Origin of the sequence: Psychrobacter sp. T6-5 (assembly GCF_052258485.2) — a bacterium.
In the GTDB taxonomy this organism is placed as follows: domain Bacteria; phylum Pseudomonadota; class Gammaproteobacteria; order Pseudomonadales; family Moraxellaceae; genus Psychrobacter.
The window spans coordinates 794,103-819,064 of the sequence record NZ_JBQQEY020000001.1 but is presented as its reverse complement, the minus strand read 5'-3'; the positions used below and the strand labels follow the sequence as shown (position 1 = coordinate 819,064).

At 43.4% G+C, this 24,962-nt stretch carries 22 protein-coding genes; 3 read left to right on the top strand and 19 right to left on the bottom strand.

All coding sequences use genetic code 11. The annotated features are described in order from the left end of the window. Positions 1-45: 45 nt before the first annotated feature. The 6 genes from ACTXGK_RS18160 to ACTXGK_RS18135 all read right to left on the bottom strand — a co-directional run bounded on the left by ACTXGK_RS18160 (position 46) and on the right by ACTXGK_RS18135 (position 5,895). Positions 46-759, bottom strand: a complete 714-nt coding sequence (locus tag ACTXGK_RS18160; protein WP_443515797.1) for a YidB family protein — start codon at positions 757-759, stop codon at positions 46-48. A 257-nt stretch (positions 760-1,016) separates the two neighbouring features. After that, positions 1,017-1,466 (bottom strand): hypothetical protein, encoded by a 450-nt coding sequence (locus tag ACTXGK_RS18155; RefSeq protein WP_443515799.1) that lies wholly within the window; start codon positions 1,464-1,466, stop codon positions 1,017-1,019. 28 nt (positions 1,467-1,494) lie between these two features. Then, positions 1,495-1,776, bottom strand: a complete 282-nt coding sequence (locus tag ACTXGK_RS18150) for an FAD assembly factor SdhE (RefSeq protein WP_371531839.1) — start codon at positions 1,774-1,776, stop codon at positions 1,495-1,497. A 105-nt stretch (positions 1,777-1,881) separates the two neighbouring features. Continuing rightward, the gene (folP, locus tag ACTXGK_RS18145; RefSeq protein ID WP_443515800.1) at positions 1,882-2,802 is read right to left on the bottom strand and encodes a dihydropteroate synthase; all 921 of its coding nucleotides are present in this window, start codon (positions 2,800-2,802) and stop codon (positions 1,882-1,884) included. A gap of 164 nt (positions 2,803-2,966) precedes the next feature. After that, positions 2,967-4,862: an ATP-dependent zinc metalloprotease FtsH gene (gene ftsH / locus ACTXGK_RS18140; protein WP_201598060.1), complete on the bottom strand. Its 1,896-nt coding sequence runs from the start codon at positions 4,860-4,862 to the stop codon at positions 2,967-2,969. 400 nt (positions 4,863-5,262) lie between these two features. Next, positions 5,263-5,895, bottom strand: a complete 633-nt coding sequence (locus ACTXGK_RS18135; RefSeq protein WP_371531837.1) for an RlmE family RNA methyltransferase — start codon at positions 5,893-5,895, stop codon at positions 5,263-5,265. A gap of 334 nt (positions 5,896-6,229) precedes the next feature. Between ACTXGK_RS18135 and ACTXGK_RS18130 the strand changes: the two genes are divergently transcribed. Continuing rightward, positions 6,230-6,541 carry a YhbY family RNA-binding protein gene (locus ACTXGK_RS18130; RefSeq protein ID WP_058024582.1) on the top strand — a complete coding sequence of 104 codons (312 nt, stop codon included), beginning with the start codon at positions 6,230-6,232 and terminating at the stop codon, positions 6,539-6,541. Between the two features lie 204 nt (positions 6,542-6,745). Beyond that, positions 6,746-7,471 (top strand): DOMON domain-containing protein, encoded by a 726-nt coding sequence (locus tag ACTXGK_RS18125; protein ID WP_443515803.1) that lies wholly within the window; start codon positions 6,746-6,748, stop codon positions 7,469-7,471. 135 nt (positions 7,472-7,606) lie between these two features. Here the strand turns inward: ACTXGK_RS18125 and ACTXGK_RS18120 are convergent, their stop codons facing one another. Further along, on the bottom strand, positions 7,607-8,335 hold the full coding sequence (locus ACTXGK_RS18120) for a CHAP domain-containing protein (protein WP_201598047.1): 729 nt from the start codon (positions 8,333-8,335) through the stop codon (positions 7,607-7,609). Positions 8,336-8,580: 245 nt separating this feature from the next. On the opposite strand from ACTXGK_RS18120, the gene ACTXGK_RS18115 reads away from it, so the two are divergent. After that, positions 8,581-9,096: a hypothetical protein gene (locus ACTXGK_RS18115; RefSeq protein ID WP_371531835.1), complete on the top strand. Its 516-nt coding sequence runs from the start codon at positions 8,581-8,583 to the stop codon at positions 9,094-9,096. Positions 9,097-9,394: 298 nt separating this feature from the next. On the opposite strand, the gene lpxC is transcribed toward ACTXGK_RS18115, so the two are convergent. From lpxC to ACTXGK_RS18055, 12 genes are all read right to left on the bottom strand, one after another. After that, positions 9,395-10,312, bottom strand: coding sequence for a UDP-3-O-acyl-N-acetylglucosamine deacetylase (gene lpxC / locus ACTXGK_RS18110; protein WP_201598041.1), 918 nt, complete (start codon positions 10,310-10,312; stop codon positions 9,395-9,397). Between the two features lie 316 nt (positions 10,313-10,628). Continuing rightward, entirely contained in the window at positions 10,629-11,834 is a 1,206-nt protein-coding gene (ftsZ, locus tag ACTXGK_RS18105) for a cell division protein FtsZ (RefSeq protein ID WP_058024577.1), read from the bottom strand. 270 nt (positions 11,835-12,104) lie between these two features. Beyond that, entirely contained in the window at positions 12,105-13,442 is a 1,338-nt protein-coding gene (gene ftsA / locus ACTXGK_RS18100; RefSeq protein WP_443515806.1) for a cell division protein FtsA, read from the bottom strand. 112 nt (positions 13,443-13,554) lie between these two features. Beyond that, positions 13,555-14,349, bottom strand: coding sequence for a cell division protein FtsQ/DivIB (locus ACTXGK_RS18095; protein ID WP_443515808.1), 795 nt, complete (start codon positions 14,347-14,349; stop codon positions 13,555-13,557). Positions 14,350-14,862: 513 nt separating this feature from the next. Then, the gene (locus ACTXGK_RS18090) at positions 14,863-15,963 is read right to left on the bottom strand and encodes a D-alanine--D-alanine ligase (protein ID WP_443515809.1); all 1,101 of its coding nucleotides are present in this window, start codon (positions 15,961-15,963) and stop codon (positions 14,863-14,865) included. A gap of 23 nt (positions 15,964-15,986) precedes the next feature. Further along, positions 15,987-17,426 carry a UDP-N-acetylmuramate--L-alanine ligase gene (gene murC, locus ACTXGK_RS18085; RefSeq protein ID WP_443515811.1) on the bottom strand — a complete coding sequence of 480 codons (1,440 nt, stop codon included), beginning with the start codon at positions 17,424-17,426 and terminating at the stop codon, positions 15,987-15,989. An 87-nt stretch (positions 17,427-17,513) separates the two neighbouring features. After that, complete coding sequence (gene murG, locus ACTXGK_RS18080) at positions 17,514-18,599, bottom strand: undecaprenyldiphospho-muramoylpentapeptide beta-N-acetylglucosaminyltransferase (protein ID WP_443515813.1); 1,086 nt, start codon at positions 18,597-18,599, stop codon at positions 17,514-17,516. A gap of 276 nt (positions 18,600-18,875) precedes the next feature. Beyond that, complete coding sequence (gene gshB, locus ACTXGK_RS18075) at positions 18,876-19,877, bottom strand: glutathione synthase (protein ID WP_443515815.1); 1,002 nt, start codon at positions 19,875-19,877, stop codon at positions 18,876-18,878. A gap of 52 nt (positions 19,878-19,929) precedes the next feature. Beyond that, a complete protein-coding gene (gene pyrE, locus ACTXGK_RS18070; RefSeq protein ID WP_443515816.1) occupies positions 19,930-20,646 on the bottom strand; it encodes an orotate phosphoribosyltransferase in 717 nt (238 codons plus the stop codon). Between the two features lie 61 nt (positions 20,647-20,707). Further along, the gene (locus ACTXGK_RS18065) at positions 20,708-21,706 is read right to left on the bottom strand and encodes a hypothetical protein (RefSeq protein ID WP_443515817.1); all 999 of its coding nucleotides are present in this window, start codon (positions 21,704-21,706) and stop codon (positions 20,708-20,710) included. Positions 21,707-21,799: 93 nt separating this feature from the next. Beyond that, positions 21,800-22,639 carry an SDR family oxidoreductase gene (locus ACTXGK_RS18060; protein ID WP_443515819.1) on the bottom strand — a complete coding sequence of 280 codons (840 nt, stop codon included), beginning with the start codon at positions 22,637-22,639 and terminating at the stop codon, positions 21,800-21,802. Positions 22,640-22,699: 60 nt separating this feature from the next. Continuing rightward, positions 22,700-24,856 (bottom strand): Lnb N-terminal periplasmic domain-containing protein, encoded by a 2,157-nt coding sequence (locus ACTXGK_RS18055; RefSeq protein WP_443515820.1) that lies wholly within the window; start codon positions 24,854-24,856, stop codon positions 22,700-22,702. Positions 24,857-24,962: the final 106 nt, after the last annotated feature.

Here is a 24,962-nt window from a genome sequence, read left to right as displayed (position 1 = left end):
AACGCACTCTAAATTTATGACTCTAAGCTTTTTTAACTCAATCCGTTACTTCAAAGTACCGATACGATTAGATAGCTGGCTGATAATTTGATCAATCTCTTCGTTAGCTTCAGCTTCATTATCTAGATTGCCATTAGGCGTGAGCTGGTTCATTACCTCAGGCAGTAATTCAGCCAAACCTTGACGTACTTCTGCTTCGTTTGCACCCGTACGCGCTGCTACTTGCTGAATTTCATTCTCGTCAAATAACTGGTTAATTTCATTCGGGTCCAAGTTGTCGTTGGCCTCATTCGTGCTCATCCAAGAGCGTGCTTGTTCGGCATGACCCATGCCAGTAATTTTTGATAATGCACCGCCTATACCGCCATTACGCTTGATCCAACTCAGTACCATTGGCATAAGGACAGCGATAAGCATCCCCTTACCGCCGAAGCCACTACTGTTACGCTGACCGCCTAATACGCTACCTAAGATATCTCCCAGTCCACCAGCGCCTGAGCTTGCACTACCACGCTGATTGCCACCAGCCAAACCACCAATGATATCGTCTAGCCCAAAACCATTATCAGGCTTACGATCGTATTGCTGCGGATTATAGCCACCTGCTTGACTACCGCTGCCCAATACGCTGCCTAATATATCGCCCAAGCCACCAGTACGACGTGGGTCAGTGCGTTGGTTGACTGGGTTGCGCTGAGCATCGTCTGGATTCATCGCGCTACGTGCAACTTGGCTGACCAAATTCCCTAATAAGCTCATACTCTATTCCTCTTTTTGTCATATTATTTATCATAAAAACCTACTGCCTAATCCTATGAATACTTGCTTTTCGCTTGTATAAATTTAAAAAATAAGACAGTCGGTTTATGTGCTTTTTTATGTACTTTATTGTTGGCTTTTAATATAACAAAACTCTTTGAGCATCGAGATAGTTGTTTTGTTATGGCATGTAGGTAATCGTAAGCTCACAAAAAGAAAGTAAAAATAAATAAAGATATGAAGGCTAATTAGCAAATTTAACCTTTATTTATATTGGCTAAAATACTGAGCTCTCGCCATTCCCCATGGCTTACTTGATCGCGAAATATAGTCATTGATAAAGATCGCTGATAAGGCTCAACGATACTAAACTCAAAAACCATTACCCATTGATAGCGGTTGACAGAGATTAAATGCGCTTGCCATAGCTCATCGCCGCGGCCTGTTCGCATCAACAATTGCCATTGTTTATCCATACGCTGACCAAGGGGTGGTTGGCTAAGATGCAGTATGGTTGGTCGAGATATGGCTAGATAACTTGCAACCGCTGCTGACACTATAAAGATAAGTAGGTACTGCCAAAATGCTAAAGAGGCCAGCCATGCCAACACAATCATGATGGCGGCCAAGCTAACATACAGCAGCCAACGTAAGTAACTGGCAGGCTGGATAGCTGTATCAATGCGTAGAGACGTTACTAATGTCATTTATATACGCCAATCAATTGCACAGCATCTACACCAAGTCTTTGGTATGACGCCATGTTTTTATCTTATTGACTAGCGCCCATATGTCATCTTCCTCTGGACGATTCTGATTGGTAAAGTAATCCAATAGATCAGGGTCTTCATGGGTAAGCATTTGGGCAAAGGTCTCTTGCTCAGCAGAATCTGCTGTCAGATATAGCTCTTTGACATAAGGATCGATATAAAAATCTAACTCTTTTAAGCCGCGACGAGCCTGATAGATGATACGGCGCTGCTCATTGGTCGGTTCTGGCTGAGTGGTACTGGTCATAGAGATACTCTCTTTCATTTCAATAGTTTTTGATGTGGTATTCAACCATAGTAGAAAACTGGATTGTAAATATTGCATTCATATGCTTATTACGGTGTAGCTTTATCAAGCATTTTTACTAATAATACAATGCTCGTGATGGTACGCTGATAATTGACTCCATAGTGCCACTGCTTGCTGCATCATTCCTACATTATGCGTGCGAATGATGCTTGCACCTTGTTGTAGCGCAAATATCCCAGCAGCAGTCCCTACTGCGTCTCGTTCTGTCGCTTGAGTGGTCTGTACTGCTTTAACACCGCTATTGGTCAATACTTCTGCCAAAAAGCGCTTACGTGAAATACCGAACATCATTGGCAAACCCAATGCCTGTAAGCTGTCTAACTGACTTAACAAAGCACAATGATGCTCATAGTTTTTGGCAAAACCAAAACCTGGATCAATAATAATATTTTCCTGCTTAACACCAAGGCGCGTTACCTCTTCGATACGTGCGGTCAGTTCCGTGCTCACATCATCAATCACATTATCGTACTGTGCTAGATTGTTCATCGTCGTTGGCTCACCGCGCATATGCATCAGCATGACAGGAATATCAAGGCTAGCGGCCAGTTCTGCAGCGCCAGTACGTTTTAGTGCTCTGACATCATTCCAAATATCAGCACCAGCATCAAACGCTGCCTGCATGACTTCAGGACTGCTAGTATCAATAGATAACCAAATATCGTCTCCACAATGCTGGCGTATAGCTTGTACCACTGGCACAACCCGTTGTAGCTCCTCAGTAGTCGCTACAGCATCTGCATTGGGGCGAGTAGATTCGCCGCCAATATCAATAATAGTAGCACCGTTATCCATCATCTGCTGACAATGAGCAACGGCACTCTCTACCGCATTGAACTGCCCACCATCTGAGAATGAATCTGGCGTTACATTCAGGATGCCCATGATATGCGGATCAGACAAATTCAAGGTTTTATCACGGCTCGATACTTGATAGTTGGGTAAAGATTGGAATAATGACATGACCGACCCATCATAAATTAATTGTATAAAATAGCTCAAAGGTTCGTTATCTGCGTTTATGATACCAGTAAATCTTATGACGTCCTAAGCCATTCATAAAATGAGAGTAATAAAAAAGCCCTCTATCATAAAGGGCTTTTTATCAAATACAAATCAAATATGTACTACATCGCTGGTAATGGTGGCGGTGTAGAAGTAGTCGTTTTGATGTCGTTTTTTGACAAATTGACTTCGTTATGCTGATAGACTCTTGGTGGACGCGGTTCTTCACCTGCTAAGATATCTTGCAGTTGGTCACGGTCAATGGTTTCCCAGTTCATGAGCGCTTCGACCATTGCATGCATTTTATCTTGATTGGCTTCAATCAATTCGCGAGCGATATCGTACTGCTCTTCTAGCATACGGCGCACTTCTTCATCGACCTTTTGCTGCGTGGCTTCTGAAATCGTACGACCACCACCGCCAAAGTATCCTTGCGAGCTGTCATCATCTTCATACACCATGATACCTAGTGCATCAGACATACCGTACTTCGTGACCATTGCGCGTGCCATTTTGGTTGCACGTTCAAAGTCGTTTGAGGCACCCGTTGACATCTGATTGATAAAGACCTCTTCAGCAATACGACCACCGAACAAAATCGCAATGTCGCTTAACATCTTAGATTTATACATGCTGGTTTGATCATGCTCAGGTAGCTGCCAAGTAACACCAAGGGCAAAACCACGCGGCATAATAGTGACCTTATGCACAGGATCAGTGCCTGGCAGTAGCTCAGCTACTAACGCATGGCCTGCTTCATGATATGCAGTCGCACGGCGCTCTTCTTCGCGTATCACCATGGATTTGCGTTCAGGACCCATGTATAACTTATCTTTTGCATCTTCAAAGTCATTCATATCGACACTGGTCTTGTTACGTCGCGCGGCAAACAAGGCTGCTTCGTTTACAAGGTTGGCAAGCTGTGCGCCACTGAATCCTGGCGTACCACGAGCAAGAGAACCTGCATCGACACTGATAGTGTTCGGCAACTTTCTTAAGTGTACTTTCAAGATTTGCTCACGACCTTTGATATCTGGCAAGCCCACTTGAACCTGACGGTCAAAACGACCTGGACGCAGTAGCGCTTTATCAAGCACGTCAGCGCGGTTGGTTGCAGCAATAACGATAACGCCTTCATTACCTTCAAAACCATCCATTTCAACCAATAATTGGTTAAGTGTTTGCTCGCGCTCGTCGTTACCGCCGCCCATACCAGAGCCACGGTGACGACCGACTGCATCGATCTCATCAATAAAGATGATACAAGGGGCGCTTTTCTTTGCTTGTTCAAACATGTCGCGTACACGTGATGCACCAACACCAACAAACATCTCAACAAAGTCAGAACCTGAAATTGAGAAGAACGGTACTTTAGCTTCACCAGCAATGGCTCTTGCTAACAATGTCTTACCCGTACCCGGTGGACCTACCATTAAGATACCACGAGGAATCGTTGCACCAAGTTTGGTAAATTTATCCGGATCACGTAAGAACTCGACCACTTCAACGACTTCTTCTTTGGCTTCTTCACAACCAGCCACATCTTCGAAGTTCACCTTGATTTGGTCTTCCGTCAGCATCTTCGCTTTTGACTTACCAAAACTCATTGGGCCGCCGCCTTTACCGCCTGCGCCGCCCTGCATATTACGCATAAAGAATAAGAACAGACCAATAATCAGTAAAATTGGGAAACTGGCTATCAGTAGTTGCATCAATACGCTTTGGCGCTTTGGTGCGGTCCCTTGGACTTCGACTTGGTTCTCACGTAGCATTGGCATCAACTGGTCATCTGACACAGCTGGTCTAATGGTCTCAAAAGATGAGCCATTTTTCTTTTCGCCGGTGATCTGTTCGCCGTCGATTTCGACACTGGCTACTTGGTTTTCTGACACAGCGGTCACAAACTCAGAGTAGTTAAGGTTATCCGGCTCAGAGGATTGATCAAAGCCGCTAAACACCAGCACCAAAACGCCGATTACCACCAGCCACAATAAGGTATTTTTTACCATGTCGCTCACTAGTTATTCCCATCCCTTACTTATTGGTGTGTTTACTAAACACGTGACGTCTATAAACGTATTGCTCATTTTTGATAAACTTCCTAATATCAAAAAAACTTCACTTAGACTTGTATGATCTATAAATAGCATAAAGGCTGTTTTTACAAGTAATCAATACAATATAAGTGCAAAATTGTCATCATTGAGCTGATAAAACGCTTATTATCAGACGACTTTGCCTAAAACGTATGCTAAAAACAAAGGTAATATACCATGATATGTGGTGCTAACCCGTATAATTCAAGCAGCTTTCACGATTATTCAGTTAACGATTGTAGCGATTTTCACACTATGATAATAATAGTTTATGGTGATTCGTTATATCGCTTACAATAGCAGCAACTCATTGATGTTAAAACTATTTAATCGCCACCCAAAACATCTCTTTTGAGCGCGGACGTGATGCACCTGGTTTTATACTACGAATCTTACTAAAATCCTGCTGCATCTGCTTGCGTAATTCTTGTGTGCCTTCGCCTTGAAACACTTTCATAATAAGTGCGCCACCTTTTGGTAAGGTTGATAAAGCAAAGTCCACTGCCAGCTCGCATAAGTACATCATACGCGGCTGATCGATAGCGCTATTTCCCGCCGTATTGGGTGCCATATCAGACAATACCACGTCGACTTGCCTATCGCCTACTTCCGCCATAATCGCGTCGAACACTTCAGCTTCACGAAAATCACCTTGAATAAAGGTTACATCAGGCAAAGCATCCATCGCCAGAATATCAGAGGCAATCAAGATACCGTCGTCACCAACCAACTGCCCCGCTACTTGAGACCAACTGCCAGGCGCACTACCCAAGTCTACAACCGTCATGCCTTTTTTAATCAGGTTGGTTTTTTCATTAATCTCTAATAATTTATAAGCGGCACGGGCACGGTAGCCATCTTTTTGAGCTTTTTGTACATAGTGGTCGTCAATATGCTCTTTCATCCAAGCACTGCTGCTCTTTGATAGTTTTTTGTTTTCGATACGCGTGGCCAAAATACCTGCTCCTATTGCTTTACTAAATCTAGCTGCTTTAATCACTCTATCACTTACAAACTGATATTAATCAGATGCGGATTATTCTAAATACAGTGTTAATCAGATTTTTTATTCATGGTTGGTCGCAAACTGACCAAATTCTATTGGTTAAATAACTGTTTTATAAGACAGTAGCGTTTATAATGTACCAAACATTCAGTTTAACATTTTCGTCACGTAAAATCGTGCAAAATCCTGCTGATCTCATGCAAGATGGTCACAGATTATCTATAATGATCAATAACTGTTTTTGACAGTAACATTTTTATTTTTACCAACACCTAGGAATTCTATGCAACTCGATAACGCTACCATCAAACGTCTAAAAGGCATCGGTCACGAGCTAAAGCCTATCGTTATGATCGGCAACAAGGGTATTACCCCAACCATTACCGAAGAGATTGATCGCGCGCTAACAGATCATGAGCTTATCAAAGTAAAACTGCCTGCTGGCACGAAAGAAGAGCGCGACATCGTTGGCGCTGAACTTGCTAAAGCGGCTAATGCGTCTTTGGTTCATTCTATTGGACGTATGGCATTATTGCTACGTCAAAACCCAAATGCCAACCCTAAACTGTCTAACCTAGCACGTCACGCGCAATAATATGTGCTGACAAGCTTTGTTTGAGTAACAGTATGCCGCATCAGCTTAAATAATGACGGTAATTATAAAAGCCGCGATGCATCTTGCTCGCGGCTTTTATCTTGTCTGCTGGTTTTGGATTTACTTAATGTGTCGTATTAGCCTAGTTATTCGGTTGAATCTTTTTCCATTATTTTTTAAAAGTACTACAGAGTTTGTTAAACAATGAACCAATTTTTTAATCTTGTTATCGCCACTAAGACGCTAGAAAACGACGCACAGCAACTGGGTGTGACAGTAGAAGAGTTACAGCGTATTTGTGTCAAGGTGAACGCCAAGATCGTTCGACAGCCAGCACTACAATTACAGTTGACCTATCAGATCACTTTACCCAGTCAAATGTTAGCCAATCAATTGGCTTGGCCGACTTGGCAGCAAGCCCGAGTAGGATTTGCTGACTATCTATGGGAAGAGACTTGCCTTGAATGCTTTATCGCTGGTGACACTCTAAGTGATAAGGACATTACTGAGATTCAAGACGCTGAACCTTACATTGAGATTAATGCCAACCCTGATGGCCGCTATGCACTCTATAAGTTTAAAAGCTATCGTAAACCTGCCACATTACCACCAACACCTTTATACGAGGCTGATGGACATACACGTGCCTCTATTGAGTGGACGGATAATGTAAATACACAGGACATAATACAGAAACCGTTATTTGAAAAATCACCAGTAGTGCATTCCCTTCATTACTATGAGCGAGGCTTTAACATTCCTCTGGTCGAATTTCCTAACCAAAAATACGTGATTGCAAATACGATTATTGAGCAGATACATCCTTGTGTGATCTTACAGCTCGGTAAGACTACTTTATATTTTGCCTCAAACCACGCCTCCCCGCCTGATTTTCATAATCGCAACTATTGGCCAAAATTTGTGCTTTGATTTGCTTCTATGAGCTGCACTCATTTAGATACAGTTATTATTAGATATCATTATTTAAAGCACAAAAAAAACCCAGCAATGTCATAAATAGCATTACTGAGTTTGGAGAAAACTTTTAACTCGTTTAACTGATAATTATTTGTCAGCCATCGCAAGGTAGATACCACGGTCTGATGCATCATCAACATACTGCGAGTCACGCCAGGTCGTATAGCTGTAGTTACCGCTATATGGGCTAATGCTGTTTTGACGGAAATCAGATACCCAGTCATTGCCATCAAAAATTTGGATATGACCATGTGGACGGCTTGATGTGCGGTTATAGACAACGACGTCACCAACTTGAGGTTCCATATCGTTACTGATTTTGGTAAAGCCTGCTTGGGCTAGTGTGCCACGAGAGGCATATTGATAAGCTGAAGGATTAGGCGTAAATTCGTAACCTGCTGACTGTAGCGCTTTACGTACATAGCGAGCACAGTAGCCAGAACTTCTAGATAGTGCGACTCGTGATGCGTTTGCTGCAGCAATAGCAGGGGCAGAGTTGCGGTCAGGTACACGGCTTGCTTGCTGTTGACGCTGCTCATATGATAAACGGCTAGTGAGTGACGCAAGCTGATATTCTTTTTGCTTAGCATGAGCGCTTAGGTTGTCAATGGCTTGACTGATCTCATCGTTGCTATATACATGAGCACCACTGTTAGTGCTGTAGATGTTGCGACTAGAACCATAGTTCGCAGAAGTAGAAATATTTGTGATGGTATGACTCAAGGTATTATTTGGTTGAAAGGTTGTTTCGGCAGCACCACTCGTCTGTGCGATACCCATTCCCAATACTGACAAAATTAATAAAGCTTGTTTCATAAATTTACTACCTATTGTTAATACAAGTCTGCTCGTCATCCGTGACGAAACATCAATTAATTTAGAAGATATAATCATTAAACAAACATGATAAAATCTTTATCACAACAGCTCGTTCTTTTATAGTGACTAACACCAGTATCATCGCCCGTTTAGTCAACTACCTCATAAAATTTTGCTATATATCGCTTTTAGCATGTCTATTCTAAATATCGAGTTTGTCACCTAATAGATGAGTCATCACGATGTCAAAAAAACAGCCTAATCGGCTTGCCCAGCTTATAGATCATCAAGCGTTTGCTGGTAGTGCGCTACCTCAAACTCTTGCTAATAACATGCGGCTATATATAGAAGCGACCAATGAGGTAAAAGAGCTGCTGGTAGACTGTCTACCTGAGGAAATCCTCAATACCTGTTGGGTCGTAGGCTTAACCTCTGAGCAGTTAATACTCAGTGTAGGCTCAATGACAGCGGCTAATCATATTCGCTATTTACAAAACGCGTATTTGCAAGTATTAACAGAGCAGTCAATTACATTTAAACAACTCAAGCAAATTCGTGTTGTAGTAGCTAAAACATCTGCTAATAATTATTCATCTAAACAATCATCAGCGTTATCAGCAACCTTGTCCAAACCTGGTAAAGCCAATGAAAATCAGGCTCTTAGCCAAAACACAAAACGGACTATATCACAGGCTGCAGAGCATGTCACCACTGATGAAAATCTAAAAAAAGCCCTCCTACGCCTAGCAAATCACTAAAAATATAGATATTACAATGTAAAGTTATGTAAATAAAATCATGAAATAAGATTGTTAACGCTGCCTTTTTGTAATGTCGTAAACAAAAAAAATCATCTATTGGTGCCATTCAATTTATGAATAGAACCAATAGATGATTTGGAAATCACCTACAGCTTTTACGCACTCTGCCTTAGAATAAAATTCACAAAATGCTATAGACTTTATATTCAAAATACTGCATATTATATAAATGTAATTATAGCGTTGCTATGTAATATTGCGTAAATGTTTCGATACTTCGTGTATATTCCTGTATTTATCCTTCAACTGCTAAACCATTTAGCGGTGAATATTCGATTGGGCATGTTACATTGTCATCAAAAGTTACAATTTCAAAGTTATTTTCATCAGAGAGTATTTCACGCACTAACAAATTATTTAATGCATGACCAGATTTGTAGGCATTAAAACGACCGACGATAGGATAACCAATCAGATATAAATCTCCGAGCGCATCTAAAATTTTATGGCGAACAAATTCATCATTAAAGCGTAGGCCTTCTTCATTAAGAATATTGGCATCATCAATGACGATGGCATTTTCCATACTACCGCCCAAGGCTAGATTATTCTGACGCAATTGTTCTATGTCACGCAAAAAGCCAAAAGTACGTGCTTCGCTTAGCTGCTCAATAAAGTTTTGGGTAGAGAATTGCAACTGAGCATGTTGAAAATTTTTGTCGATGGCAGGGTGATCAAAGTCAATCTCAAAGTTCAATTCAAATCCATCATAAGGGCGTAGCTCTGCCCATTTATCATCTACTTTGACGCGTACTGGTCGTACAATCTTAATGAATTTCTTTAAAGCATCTTGTTCACAGAATCCTGCATCAAGTAGCAAAGCAACAAAAGGAGCGGCACTACCGTCCATAATCGGTATTTCTGAAGCAGAAACACGAATCAATAGATTATCTACGCCAAGCCCAGCGATCGCACTTAACAAGTGCTCAACCGTACCTACTCGCGTACCACCAAATACTAAGTTTGATGACATCATCGTGTCTTGCACCAAAAAAGCACTTGCTGGAATAGGCTCGCTGCCTACAATATCAGAGCGCTCGAAAACAATACCAGTATCAACCGGCTGTGGATGAAACTCCAAGTCAACAGGCTGACCACTATGGAGACCAGTACCTGTAACGGCTATCGCTGTCTTTATGGTTCTTTGGTTCATGGCTGTCTTCTCACATATTTTGTTACAATTGACATAGTGTACCACTACCTCCCCCATATCCGCTACAAATAAAAAGCGTTAATTTCCTTATCTCTTTGATTGATAACACTTATCGTCATTATCTCATCATATATTTTCACAGTTTTATGCCCTATTGAACGCTTAGAAACACTAGATTCTGGACATACTTTTTCGATCAGAAACATTTTGCGGTACTTCTGATTTTGTCGCTCTCCTTTTATAGGCCAGTCTTTTCTACGTAGACACAAAAAAGCCAGCGTTTGAGCGCTGGCTTTTTTTAACTTAATACTAAAAACTATTTGTTCTGTTGACGCTTCAGATAGTCTTGGATGCTGTTGGTTTTGGTTTTTGTCTGCTCTTGAGGCGCGCTTGGGCGTGCAGTATTAACGTTATCTTGATGCAGTTGAGCTTGTGATTTCTTCTGACTATTTAATGCACTGGTATGTACATTAGGATCGACAGGTTGTGTACTATTCACAGAAGGAACAGGTTGCTCAACCACTTCTGGCTCTTGCCCTGCGTTTTCATCTAAGGTCAGACCCGTTGCAATAACCGTCACATGCAAGTCATCACCCATTTTTTCATCGATTACAGAACCGTAGAAAATATGAGCATCATCGATATCAGTAATTTCCTCAACGATGATGCTGATTTTGCTCATCTCATCGAGTGATAATGACTCAGAAGAAATCACGTTGACCAATAGACCTTTGGCATTCTCTAGACGTAAATCATCAAGTAGTGGTGATCTGATGGCTTTTTCGGTGGCTTGACGCGCACGATCATCGCCACTTGCACGGCCGATACCCATCATTGCATGACCTTTAGCCGTCATTGCCGTACGGATATCGTTAAAGTCAATATTGATCATACCTTCGCTAGCGATAGTCTCTGCAATACCTTGGACCGCATGTAGCAAAACATCGTCCGCTTTCTTGAAAGCGTCTTGCATAGAGATATTGCCGTATACACTCATCAACTTATCATTTGGAATCGTGATAATTGAATCAACGAAATTGGTCAACTGCTCGATACCTGCTTTCGCAGCTTTGATACGTTTGCCACCTTCAAATTTAAATGGTGTGGTCACAACAGCAACCGTCAATACTTCCATTTCTTTGGCAATACGTGCAACCACTGGTGCTGCGCCTGTACCTGTACCGCCACCCATACCAGCAGTGATAAATACCATATCTGAGTGTTCAAGCAATGCACGGATAGCTTCTTCTTCGCTTTCTGCTGCTTCACGACCAACTTCTGGATTTGCACCTGCACCTAGACCACGGTTCGTTTTTGCACCAAGTTGTAGTTTGTGCGGTGCAGTCAGACGATCTAGCGCTTGCTTATCTGTATTAGCACAGACGAACGTTACACCTCTAATCCCTTGTTGTACCATATGTTCAACCGCATTACCGCCGCCGCCGCCAACACCGAATACAGTGAAGCTCGCTTGGCCGTTATTTTGAAGCTGGTTATCATCTGGCATGGTGTATTTTGACATAAAAAAGATTCTCCAGTTGCAGATAGCGTGTAGGTCGATACGTAGTAACGCACTCATATGGCGCGCTATCGACATACTATATATAAATGTATTTAAATAAAACAGGGCTATGGATCAAATAGTTCAGCGCGGACCATAATATGTCATCATCGCTTAAGGTATTACTGTTACTGCTTAGCGTATTGCTTTCAATATGACTTCAATTTTCGCTTACTTCATTCAAGAGCATCTTACAAAAGTGTTTATGCTCTACATGTTTGGTCAGTAGGTCTATAGTATTTTTTTCAACACATCAGCAAAACGTTTGCCTGCGCTTTGAAAGACCCCTGTGACTCGATTTTTTTGAATCGTATCAGGTTCACTTTTTTCACTACGGCGAAATTGCTCGCTTTGACTATATAAGAGTGTGCCAAAAGCTGTTTGGTAAGCCCGGTCATTGACCTGACTATTAAGCTGTTTAAATGACTCGTCGTTATCAAAATGATTGTAAGCACTAATAGCAGGATGTGTATTGGTCAGTACTACTGGCATTTTGAGCAGCCGTTTAGCAAACGGTATCATACCTTTAATGGTACTACCGCCGCCTGTCAGCACGATACCTTTGTCAATGTAGCCTATCAAACCTGCTTCATGCAGTTGACGAGCGACTTCAGTGAATATCTGTACATAACGCGCTTCAATGATGCGTGCTAAATTATAGATACCGATGTTGATTTCATCGCTCGATCCTTGCGGTTTAAACAAAAAGAATGAGCTTGGATCAACACTATTGGCATCAGCGGTACCATGAGACTTTTTCAGTTTCTCAGCTTCAATCATCGATATACCGAAATCAGCTGAGATATCCATTGTCACTTCATGGCTGCCAGTAGCTATGCAGTGCGTAAAAATCAATTTGTTTTCTTTGTAGACGCAGATACTGGTCGTACTAGCACCGATATCTACCAAGCAAACCCCTTGCTGACGCTCTTCAGTCATCAGACTATATTCAGCACTGGTCACTGCATCAAACACGATATGGTCAATACCAACATCGCAGCTTTGTAATAGTTTTTGAATATTTTGGCGACTAGCGACAGGCATCATCATCATGTGATACATCACAGTGATATTATGTGCCATTATCTCAATTACATCGTCGACCATGAAGTCCTGATCATCAACATAGATGCCTTGCTGACAGCAATGCATGAGATAGTAATCGGATGGCAGATCGCGCGACTTGGCATTAGACAAGGCCTGTACCATATCTTTAGCACGTACGAACTCGCCTTCAACCCTCACTTCTCCAGCACTGTTTTTACTAGATAGCTCAGGTGTTGCGAGCGTCAACCACACGCTATGCACGCGGCAATTGGCAGTATCTTCTGCTTCTTGGATGGCTTGCTTGATAGCACCTTGTAGGCGTTCACGATGCTTGATTTGGCCTTGATAAAAATCGCTATTTTTAACTTGCCCTACGCCTAAGATACGAATGTCTTTTGCAGAGACAACATTGCCAATTACGACATACACTGCCGTGGCACTTAGATGGACAACAACCAAATTTTCGTTATATTTCATGGTACCAGACAAATTATTACTAAATAGGAGCGCAAATAACGCCATCCTATTGAATCATTAAAAAAAGCGCTGTTAATACGCTATGATGTTGTACATATCTTATTCATTTTGGGCAAAAAGTTTCGACTCAAGTAATCACTCATCAGTATTGCTTTAATTATTTGGGCTCATCAACTGGCGGCGCTGACATATCCCAAGCAATTGTAAAACCGTTCTTGTAGCGTAAGTCTACAGATTGCATCTCATCTCGGCGTCCGCTTAACTGATTACCAAGTAACTGGCTTAGATTCAGTAATTTTTGTGCGGTGTTCTCATTATCGACGATGACGCGCAAGCCATTATCAAAACGAATGAGCCAAGTCATCCTTGGTGACAAAATAATGTCTTCAACCTGCATATCAAGTGGCGCATACCAGTCATTGACTTGCTGCATTTGCTGCATAATGACTGGCGCTTGAGCCATTTCACCTTGCAAAGTAGCAAAGCGCTCTTGCGTCAAGTCGCTACTATCAGCAGGAACGAACACAGATCCTTTTGCATCAACCAAGCGTTCTGTCCCAAAATTAGCGACTGGTTGCTTAGGTAAGGCGGTAACCACAATGCCGCGTTGCCAGTCTCGAGAGATACTCACTTGATCAACCCATGCAAGGCTTGTCGTAATATCTCTTAATGCTTGCAAATCAGAAGTAAAAAAACTGCTGACTTTTTGCTGGTCCATCACTGTCTGTAATGAGTTATATTGAGCGGTAGAAAGCCCTTGACTACTGACATGAATCTCAGCAGGCGGTGCATCACGTAACGCTTTACCACCCATTATCAATATTAGTACCAATAAACCTAATACCAATATCATAAAAAGATATCGGGCCGAGGCTGGTAATTGGAGTTTAGATGCTGGGCGACCGGCTTTATCACTCATCAAGTCAGTTACCTCGTTGACAGTTTGAGCCATAACGACCTTTGTCCCTATATTTGCATAAAACTGATCATGCTAATTATTGATGTAAACCTGCAAGTTTTTGCAGAAGCTTATTAAGGCAATATATTATCAAAGACTGTCGATAAAAAGACTGATAGTCAGCGATTATTCTTATTTAAACGTAACATTTTTCTTAGGTTATGAATAACTTATAAGTTATCCCTACAAAAAACGTAAATATTACTAAAACAAAGCTATTCTTACAATATTAACGTATTTTATAGGCAAACAATAGCGTAACGCTCGCTAGCGGCCTTGAATTTACACAAGTTTACATGAAGCTGTCTTATAGCAGCTCTAGTGACACATTAACGGCTTTTTTGGCTAAAATCGCCATGCTACAAAAGCGATAAAGCTGAGCAATTATAAATCTCTATATAATTTATGATTGCCCATGTTTTAACGTAGCTCATTTACTCAAAGTGATTGTCATCAGACTCATTGTTAAAAAATCGTGATAAATATGATGGACGTCACATTAAAAAATTAGACTGTCTGCGATAATATGTGCCAGCACAATGTGTCAAAATCCATGCCTCTAGCTTTGGCTGCCATCGGCACCAAACTATGGCTGGTCATACCGGGCACGGTATTGATCTCAAGCAACCAAAAATTCCCTGCTTCATCTTGCATGGCATCGATACGTCCCCAGCCTTTTGCATCTACTGCACGGAATGCCGCAAGACTTAAATCTTGCAGATGCTTCTCATCAGCAGCGCTCAATCCGCAAGGAATATAGTAGCTGGTATCGTTACGATTGTACTTGGCTTCAAAGTCATAGAAGTTTGTGATATCAGCAGGCTCAAGTCGAATGACAGGATAAGCTTCGTCATCGATAATCACAATCGTAAACTCACGACCTGTGATCCAGCGCTCAGCCATCACGGCATCACCACACTGTACTGCTGTGGCATAAGCAGCAGGTAACTCATCAAGATGGTTGACCTTGGTCATACCAATACTTGAGCCTTCATGAACGGGCTTGATGATAAGTGGCAGTCCTAACATATTGACCACTTGCTGCCAGTCGGTATCAGCCGTCAATAATGAAAACGGTGCTGTGGATAAGCCGCAACCTTGCCATAGTTGTTTGGTACGCACTTTGTCCATACCTAATGCTGATGCCAAAATACCAGATCCCGTTTGCGGTATATCAAACCACTGTAATACACCTTGCAATAGACCGTCTTCGCCGCCGCGACCGTGCAAGACATTAAACACGCGATCGTAATCACGTAATTCTGTGATGTCTTGATGCTTAGGGTCAAAATGAGTGGCGTCGACACCTTGGTTTTGCAGTGCTTGCAATACAGCCGCACCGCTATCCAAAGACACGCTGCGCTCATTGCTGCTACCACCATAAATCACAGCGACTTTACCAAACTGAGCGGCATCTTTTACATGACCAGTCATCGTACTGATAGATTTTTTATTCTCTTTTTCATTTGGTGAAATGCTCGCGTCGCTTTGTCCTGCTTGTGCAGCCGCCGCCAATGCTGGTTCTGGATTGTTAATGGCTGACTTATCTTCGGTATCATCGATAGCGAGGTTTTGAGTACTCATGTTTTCTTTATTATTCGTCGTCATGAAGATAATTCCTAAATTTTAGCTTACTTGATGTAAAGATTATTGGCAGCCAAATCAATAGCGATCTGCCCCACATTACCCGCGCCTTGCGTGATAAGCATGTCATTGGCTTTTAATAAACGCTGCATCACAGGAGCAAGATTGTCTTTGTCAATAATCGTCGGTTCAACTTCACCGCGCAGACGGATACTACGTGCTAATGACTTGGTATCAGCGCCTATAATCGGGCTTTCACCTGCTGAATATACATCCAATAGTAGCAGCTCATCAACACTTGATAGCACTTCAACAAAATCGTCATAGCAATCACGGGTGCGACTATAACGATGCGGTTGAAATAACATCACTAAACGGCGATCAGGAAAGCTTTGGCGAGCGGCTTTGATGGTTGCGTCAACTTCTTTTGGATGATGACCGTAATCGTCAATCAACAGGACATTACCATCATCGATATCGACCGAGGCATGCTGCTCAAATCGGCGGCCTACCCCTTCAAATTTCTGCAAGGCACGCTCAATCGCGGCATCATCGACACCTTCATCGGTTGCCATGGTGATAGCGGCCAGCGCGTTGTAAACATTGTGTGTACCAGGAATGTTTAGTGTCAGACGCAATGGTTCACGGTCACGGCGCAATACAGTAAAGTGAGTCTTGGTACCTTCTGTCACCAAATCGACAGCTTGTACATCGTTAAAAGGCTCAAGTCCAAAGGTCAACACTGGACGACCAATATCATCAATCATTGCATACAGCTCAGGGTCATCACCGCATACCACAGCCAAACCATAAAACGGCATATTGTGTAAAAACTGAATGTACGCGGCTTTTAATTTATCAAAGCTGTTGCCATAGGTTTCCATGTGATCTTGATCGATATTGGTCACAATTGCTGCCATCGGACGCAGTGATAAAAAAGACGCATCGGACTCATCCGCTTCTGCTACCAAGAAACGGCTGTTGCCTAATGCAGCATTTTTACCCGAAGCATTTAGCTTACCACCAATCACATAGGTAGGATCTAGCTGCCCTTCTGCCATCATCGTGGTTAGCAAACTGGTCGTCGTCGTTTTACCATGCGCACCAGCAACCGCAATACCATGGCGATAGCGCATCAACTCGCCAAGCATATCGGCACGGCGTACGACTGGCAGGCGAGCTTCAAGCGCAGCTTTTACCTCAGGGTTGCTACGATCAATCGCTGATGACACGACAATGACATCAGCGTTGGCAATGTTTTTGGAATCATGACCAATTGATATCTTGATGCCAATCTGCTGTAAACGCTTCGTCACCAAGCTTTCTGCAATGTCAGAACCACTGACTTGATAACCTTGATTGTTCATCACCTCAGCGATGCCGCACATGCCTGAGCCACCGATACCAATAAAATGCAAATGCTGAATACGGCGCATTTCTGGTATTTCAATCAAACGCTTAGGAAGGGCTTTGGCAGAGGTAGACATAAAATTTTCTCTTTATTAAGGGATAATAAAAATTAAAGGACAGTAAAATATGATCAATAAAAAAATAACGAGTGGCAAGAATTTAGACTATAAGGCTTGCCAAATAATATCAGCCACTTGTTTACTCGCGCTGCGATTGGCAAGCGCATGACCTTTCTTGGCCATTTCAAGGCATTTCTCTCGATTGAGTACGCTAAGCTCATCACTTAAACGTTTGGCCGTTAGCTCTGACTGTGGCAATAAGATCGCAGCAGCATGTGAAGTCAATGTGCGCGCATTGGCGGTTTGATGGTCATCAACCGCATGTGGTAGCGGTACAAAAATAGCAGCAATACCGACATTTTGGATTTCAGTCACTGTCAATGCACCAGCGCGACAAACGATAATATCTGCCCAGTTGTAGGCCGCCGCCATATCATCGATAAAGGGCTGCACTGTGAACTGATGCTTGCTTAAATCTTGCTCGCTATAAGCCGCCTGAGTGGCTGCTTCGTTATTGCGTCCGCATTGATGAAGGACTTCAAACGGTTGGTCTAGCAAAGCCAGTGCTTTTGGCACAGTATCATTCAATACCTGAGCACCAAGCGAACCGCCCACGACCAGCAGTTTAAGCGGTGAGCTATCATTGACGTCATAACGCACCTTTGGCTCTGCGACACCAGTGATGGCGTTACGCACAGGATTGCCAACTGTTTCAAGCTTGGCATCTTGCTCACTATTGGCAAAGGTGTTCTCAAATGCTTGTAATACTTTGGTAGACAGCTTAGACAGATAACGATTGCTCATACCAGCGATGGCATTTTGTTCATGGATAATTAGCGGTGTATTGGTCAGACGTGCAGCAAGTCCACCAGGCGCACTTACATAGCCACCAAAACCAACGACCACGTCAATCTGATTGCTGCGAATCACTTTCACCGCAGCCATCGTCGCTGACAATAACGTTACTGGTAGCTTGACTAAACGACCCACGCCCTTACCACGCAGCCCTTGCATATTGATGGCATGAAAAGGATAACCTGTCGGTTCAACCAAGCCGTTTTCCATACCATTTGGCGTTCCAAGCCAATGAATAACCGCACCGCGCTGGGTCAGCTCATCGCTCACTGCAAGCGCGGGGAAAACATGTCCGCCCGTCCCAGCTGCCATCATCAATATGTGCGGTGTTTTCATGAATATCTGCCTATCTTTACTTTACTTATATGAAGGATTTGTCCTACTACTATGAGGCCATTTACTAAAAAAATGACACGGTAAAAGCCCGCATAGTATAGAGGAAATCATTGTCTTATATACAGTACTTTATGCAGTAGAAATAACAAAAAAACCAAGCCATGAGCTGGCACGACTTGGCGTCATGTACTATTGACACACGACCCTAAAAGGCAATGCTAAAAAGGTATTAAGACGTACTTTCTTTAATAAACATGTGTCTTAGACTGCCTAAAACTATACCGTAAATTTATTTTCGATTGCCATGATAAAGTCGGTCGCGATATCGGTACCGCATTGGTCATCAATCTCACGCACGCACGTTGGGCTGGTGACATTAATCTCAGTAATACGTCCACCGATCAAGTCCAAACCCACGAACATCAGACCTTTTTCTTTGACAATCGGCGCCACAACTTCTGCTACTTGACGCTCAATATCGGTTAATGGCATCGCCACACCGCTACCACCTGCGGCAAGATTACCACGGGTCTCGCCTTTGCTTGGGATACGCGCCAAGCTATAGTCGACCACGACGCCATCTACAATAAGTACGCGTTTATCACCTTCTTTAATCTCTGGCAAATAACGCTGCGCCATGATGGGCAAAGTCTCAAGCTCAGTCAGCACCTCAATCGTCACGCCAATATTTGGACTATCCGCAGTCAGACGGAAGATACCCGTACCGCCCATACCATCTAGCGGCTTAACGATGACATCTTGATGCTCAGCGATAAACTGACGAATGTGAGCTTGTTTGCTGGTCACAATCGTTGGGCTCATATACTCACTAAACCACGTCGCAAATAATTTCTCATTACAATCACGGATGGCTTGCGGATCATTGACCACGAGCACGCCTGCTGCTTTGGCATGATCTAACATATAAGTGGCATAAATAAAGCGCATATCAAACGGTGGGTCTTTGCGCATCAAAATCACGTCATAGTCAGCAACTGAGCGTGTCGTTTTATCACCCAGTGTATAAAAATCTGCAGGATCACGCTTCACCGTCAGCGGCTGCGTATCAACCATTAACTGTCCACGGTCCAACCACAAGTCATGAATCTGACAATAGCCAAGCTGATGCCCGCGATCCTGAGCGGCCCACATCATAGCGAGACTGGTGTCTTTTTTATAATTGACCCGCTCGATAGGATCCATAATAACGAGTATTTTTAGCGATTTTTCTTGGCTTTCTTGGCTTTCTTGGCTTTCTTGGCTCATTGTCTGACTCATAGTAGGGCTCACTTACGTTATATTATTAGTATAAAACAGGCTCAGTGCCCAACTATACGCCGTACTGCTCACGGTAATGTTGCATTTTGGCTAACTGGGTCGCGTCTTTGTACTGGCTCTCATCGTCTTCCAAATAGCTGATTAAATCGTCGATATCAACCAATGCACGCACTGGCACTGCTAATGTGGCAGCAAGCTCTTGAATAGCAGAGTGCTCAGCTTGGCCTTTTTCTTTGCGATCAAGCGCGACAATAATACCAGCAACGCTTGCCCCTGCTTGCTCTAGAATCTCCACCACTTCACGCATCGCTGTGCCTGCTGTGATGACATCGTCAAGCACCCAAACAGCCTTGCCACTTACGTCAGCACCGACCAAGTTACCCCCTTCACCGTGGGTTTTGGCTTCTTTACGGTTGTAACCCCATTTGGCATTGATGCCATGATGTAGCCATAATGCTTGCGCGGTCGCAGCGACAAAAGGTATGCCTTTATAAGCCGCACCAAAGATGACCGGCTCTTGCGCATCAGCGCCATCATTTGCCGTACTCATTTGCTCAGCCATTTGTTCAGCCAAGGCATCAGCATAGCCGCGTGCTAGCAATGACAACATCTCACCCGTTGCAAGCAGACCTGCATTAAAGAAATATGGACTAATACGACCTGATTTGAGGACAAACTCGCCGAATTTAAGTACTTGGTTATCTAAAGCCAGTTGAATAAATTGATGAGATGAAAACGTTGGGTCTTGCGGGCGTGATACGTGAGACATGATGACATTCCTATGGGCAAAAAGAGGGGCGAAAAATTTGCATTATTGTACGCATTATTGATCAGCTTGACCAACCGTTGATTTCGTAATCCTGCATATTGGCATAGCGAGTCAACAAACCACTACGCGACGAGATATTAAAATAGCTCTGTCCATCTGCTCGCACTTGTATCTCCCAGCCTAAATGATACGCAGCAACAATGATATGACCAGAAAATATTCGGATTTGACGATATGCGTGACGCTGCGTAGGCTCACAGACAATTTGACTAAGCAAATAACTACGTACGTGCTGGCAAATTTGCGCGGCACTACAGCTATGATTGATACTTTTACGGGTACTACATTGCTTGAGCGCATGGACAGCAGCACTACACGCCATAATATCTGTCGCCAAACTGCCCTCGCCTGTCTCAAATTGCTGTGGTTGCAAAATCACTTGCCAATCATCAGCATACAGGCTACTCAGCAGCTCATCAGGATTATAGCGTTTGATCAATGCGCGCAGAGAGGCTGAAGACTCGTTAATTTCGCTATTGTTATTTGGCTCAGCCATCTCGTCGCTATCAGCAGAGCCAAACCCATAACGGTTTAGTTTTGGATAGGCACGAATCGCCTGCTGGATATCTGACATATCTAATAATGTCATCTCTGATAATGGCGATAATAAGGGCTGATCACTGTGGTTCTGATAAAAACTATCAGGCAGCTCGACAAGCTGCGCCGCCTTGAGTAACGATAGATGCTCCGCCAAGGGTTCTGAAGCAATCAGCGACCATTTTGACAAGCTATCTACATTAGGCTGATAAAACCGCGTCGAATTACCATAAAGCCTGCGCAATTGACCATTTAAGCGCCTAGCAGGCTCAGGAATATCACTCAACGGTCTGGCAGGATCAAGGGGTGATCGTTTGGGATCAAAATTAGGATGTACGATCGCAGGCTGCTGTGAATCAGCTAGCATAGAGGACTGCCCAGCATCGCCTTTTGTGAGCTTGCTACCTTCTGCTGCCAGACTAGCATGAGACAAACGGTCATCAGAAGTAGAAGGCTGGGTCATGAAATCTCCATACAAAATAAACTATAAAAACAATCAAACTAAAAGACGATCTTAAGCTTAAGAGCTTATACTTAAATACTTACACCGAAGAGCTTACTCTTGGTGAGCTAAAATATCACGATAGCCTGTTTGCCAATCAGCGTACTCAAGCCAAGCTAACGGAATATTGCTGTGCAAGCGCTTTCCTGTCACTGACGTCTTTTTTTCATCGATAATAGGCGCGGCTTCACCGATTTGTTCACTCAACCAAACGTCAAGCTCAAAGGTGGTCACAGGTCTGTAGTCTGTCGCAAGGTAGAGTGGCTTTGGTGTTTCTGTCGTCAACACATTGGCAATGATAGTGACCAAGTCGCGATCCATAATACGATTGCTCCAATGCTCAGCGGCTACTGGCTCTTTTTGTGGCTCGCGAGCTTTTCGCAGGCGCATAAGACGCTCACGTCCATAAATGCCGCTAGGACGAATGATGATGGCTTTGTCACCAAAGCTTTGTTGCAGTGCTTGTTCGGCTTGCAATATGACCTTTGATGCGTCACGCTCAGGCGTCATAGGTTCAGTATGCTCATCAATCCATTCGCCATTATCTTGACCATAAACACCAGTAGAAGAAATAAACACGACGCGCTGCAAATTCGCCAGATTCGGAGCAAGCGTTGCCAAATGCTGGCTGATCGCCAAGTAGCTGTCATGATAACCGCTGGTCGAATACTCATCAGGTGTGACGATAATCGCAATATGCGTAAATGCTTGCAGTTGATCGGTCGTCAGAGTCAGCGCATCTGCCTGCAAAAATTCAGCGTTATCCACTAGGGCATAATGATCACGCTCACTACGGGCCAGCCCTGTCACAGAAAAACCCTTTTGCGCAAGGGTGTTGGTGACTGGCAAGCCGATATCGCCTTGCCCGATGATGAGTATAGTTGGTGTATTCATAAAGCATCTTTCCTTTTATACAACTTACACAGCGATTACAGCGCTAAGAGATAACTCTACTCAAAAGTACCGTCTGTATGACAGCTGTATATCCTCATTCGCATCGACGCGCTCTTGCCAGTCATAGCTGGCATTGATACGTAATGCTTGTTTTTTATCAATATCGTATTGTAGACCGAGGCTTGAGATCGGTTGCCAATAATGACCACGGACGTTGGACTCATCGCTGCTGCCATGATACCAATATGGCAATTGCAATTCAGCTTGCGCACGTAACTGATTGTTAATCTGATAACGACAACCAGCATTGATGCCAGCACCTACCCGAAAGCCTTTATTGATAGCGCGTCCTGCTTGTGCTGTCCCAGCCAAAAACGTATAGCATAGCTGCGGTGGCATCTGACCCGTACCTATGCTTGGGGTACCGAACGCCCAAGACCACCCCGTCTCGTAACCCACACTACCCACCAGATGATCTCTCCCGCCCTCTTGTGAGCCATCATTCACTCGCGTCGCCTCAATACTTGCGCCCCACGTTTTGCCTTTTTTGCCAGCATTGATAGGATTAAAAGAGCGCCCACGAATCAAAGTCGCATTTTGTAAGACCACGCTGTCTGGTTGATTGGGCTTATCATCATCTGTGTCATACAGGCGTAAGGTCGCAGCCAACCCTTCTAAATTAAAAAACTGCGGATACCCTGATGCGTGGTCAAGCGTATCATGAAACCCTGCTCTAACCCCAATATCGATATAGTCATTGTCACCGCGCTGACCGATAGCTATCGTCCCCAGCTGTAGTGGATGCCTATCTATTGGGTTATTATCCGATACGTCAATTTCACGTTTGCGTAACCGTTGTCCATCATCTGATAAGCTTGATACAGGATTAAGCTGTGCCGACTTTATCTCATTTAAGGTTTGTTTGGCGCTGTTATGATAGCCCAGCTGCGCGCGTTGTTGCTTAACGTCATTAAGCTGAGCTTGACGCAACGTATTATCGGCAGGGGTATAAGTGGCATTTGCCAAAAGGTTTTTGTTATTCAATAGTTGGATAACATCAGAGGGCACAACAACATAAGCCAGTTGCTTCAATAGACTTTGCTGCGGACGAACCACGTCGATCAAGCGCAGGATCTCAGAAGCACAATTATCCGTAGTGAAGTAATACAGCATTTTTAGCGCTTTGGTCTCCCAAACATGGCGCATAATCTGCTGCACTTCACTTGGAGTCAAATTCAATGGATACGTCCACGTATCACGCTCATCGTCTTGTAGATATTTTGCGAGCTTTTCTGGATAAGGATCAATCTCGATGGCGCTATCATAACTGCCAATCATAGATTTGGTCGCATAGATTGGAAAGCTATCGTCTGGATCACCATCCACCGTATAATTGAGCGCATACGCCTGTCTGATTTGATTGGGGTCTGCTACGCTCGATTTTGAATCAATGCGCAGTAGCGTATGACCGAAGGCAGAGAGTGGATTGTCCAAATACTCTTCGGCAAACACAATAGATAACCGCTCAGGGGCCAATGTCGCCATCCAGTCATCTAGCTCTGGACACTCAGCCGATAAATGCCCATCATCGATAGCTAACTTTTCTTTTAGCCATGCCACTCGTGCTGGGAAACGGCACAAAACGGAATTGTTATTGGCTTGATTTTTTATATGAATGTTTGCTTGGTTATTACCAGTTGTCTGCGATGTGAATTCTTTTGCCAGTGCTGTCAGGGTCGCGTCTAATTCTGCGGCTGAATCCTGCTGACCGTTATCACTCAAAAAGAAGCTTGGATCGTCGACCAAACTCTCCGTTTTCTTTTTAGAAAACATACTGCTTTGGTCATCGTAAAAATACAATAAGCGTCGCCATGTTGTATGCTGTGCTAAATTGTCGGTTTTTGCCTGTCTACGCCATGTTGCCAGTAACTGCTCTGTCGCCATATCTGACCCAGCCGCAATATTATTTTGACTATTGTCTCCAGTATCACTGAGGTTAGATATCTCAATGCGAACAGCAGCTTTAGCGTCACTAGGTGACGTACTATCTGATAATTTAGATGAGAGCGCACCTTCAGTGACCAATAAAGGTGTCGGTAAAAATGCCTGCGTGTTTGCAGAGAATAATAGCGCTGCTATCGCCAATGGTAGCCGCGCTCGCTGACCAATGGTTATTAGAGTATAAGTTCCAGACGTAGACATCGGTTTTATAGACATGAGGCAGGCTCTCACACGTTATTATTTATACGCTATTCGCGCTGTTAAGGTTTATTATGCTAGAGACTCAAATGATATAAACAGGCTGTGACCATCTAACTACTTT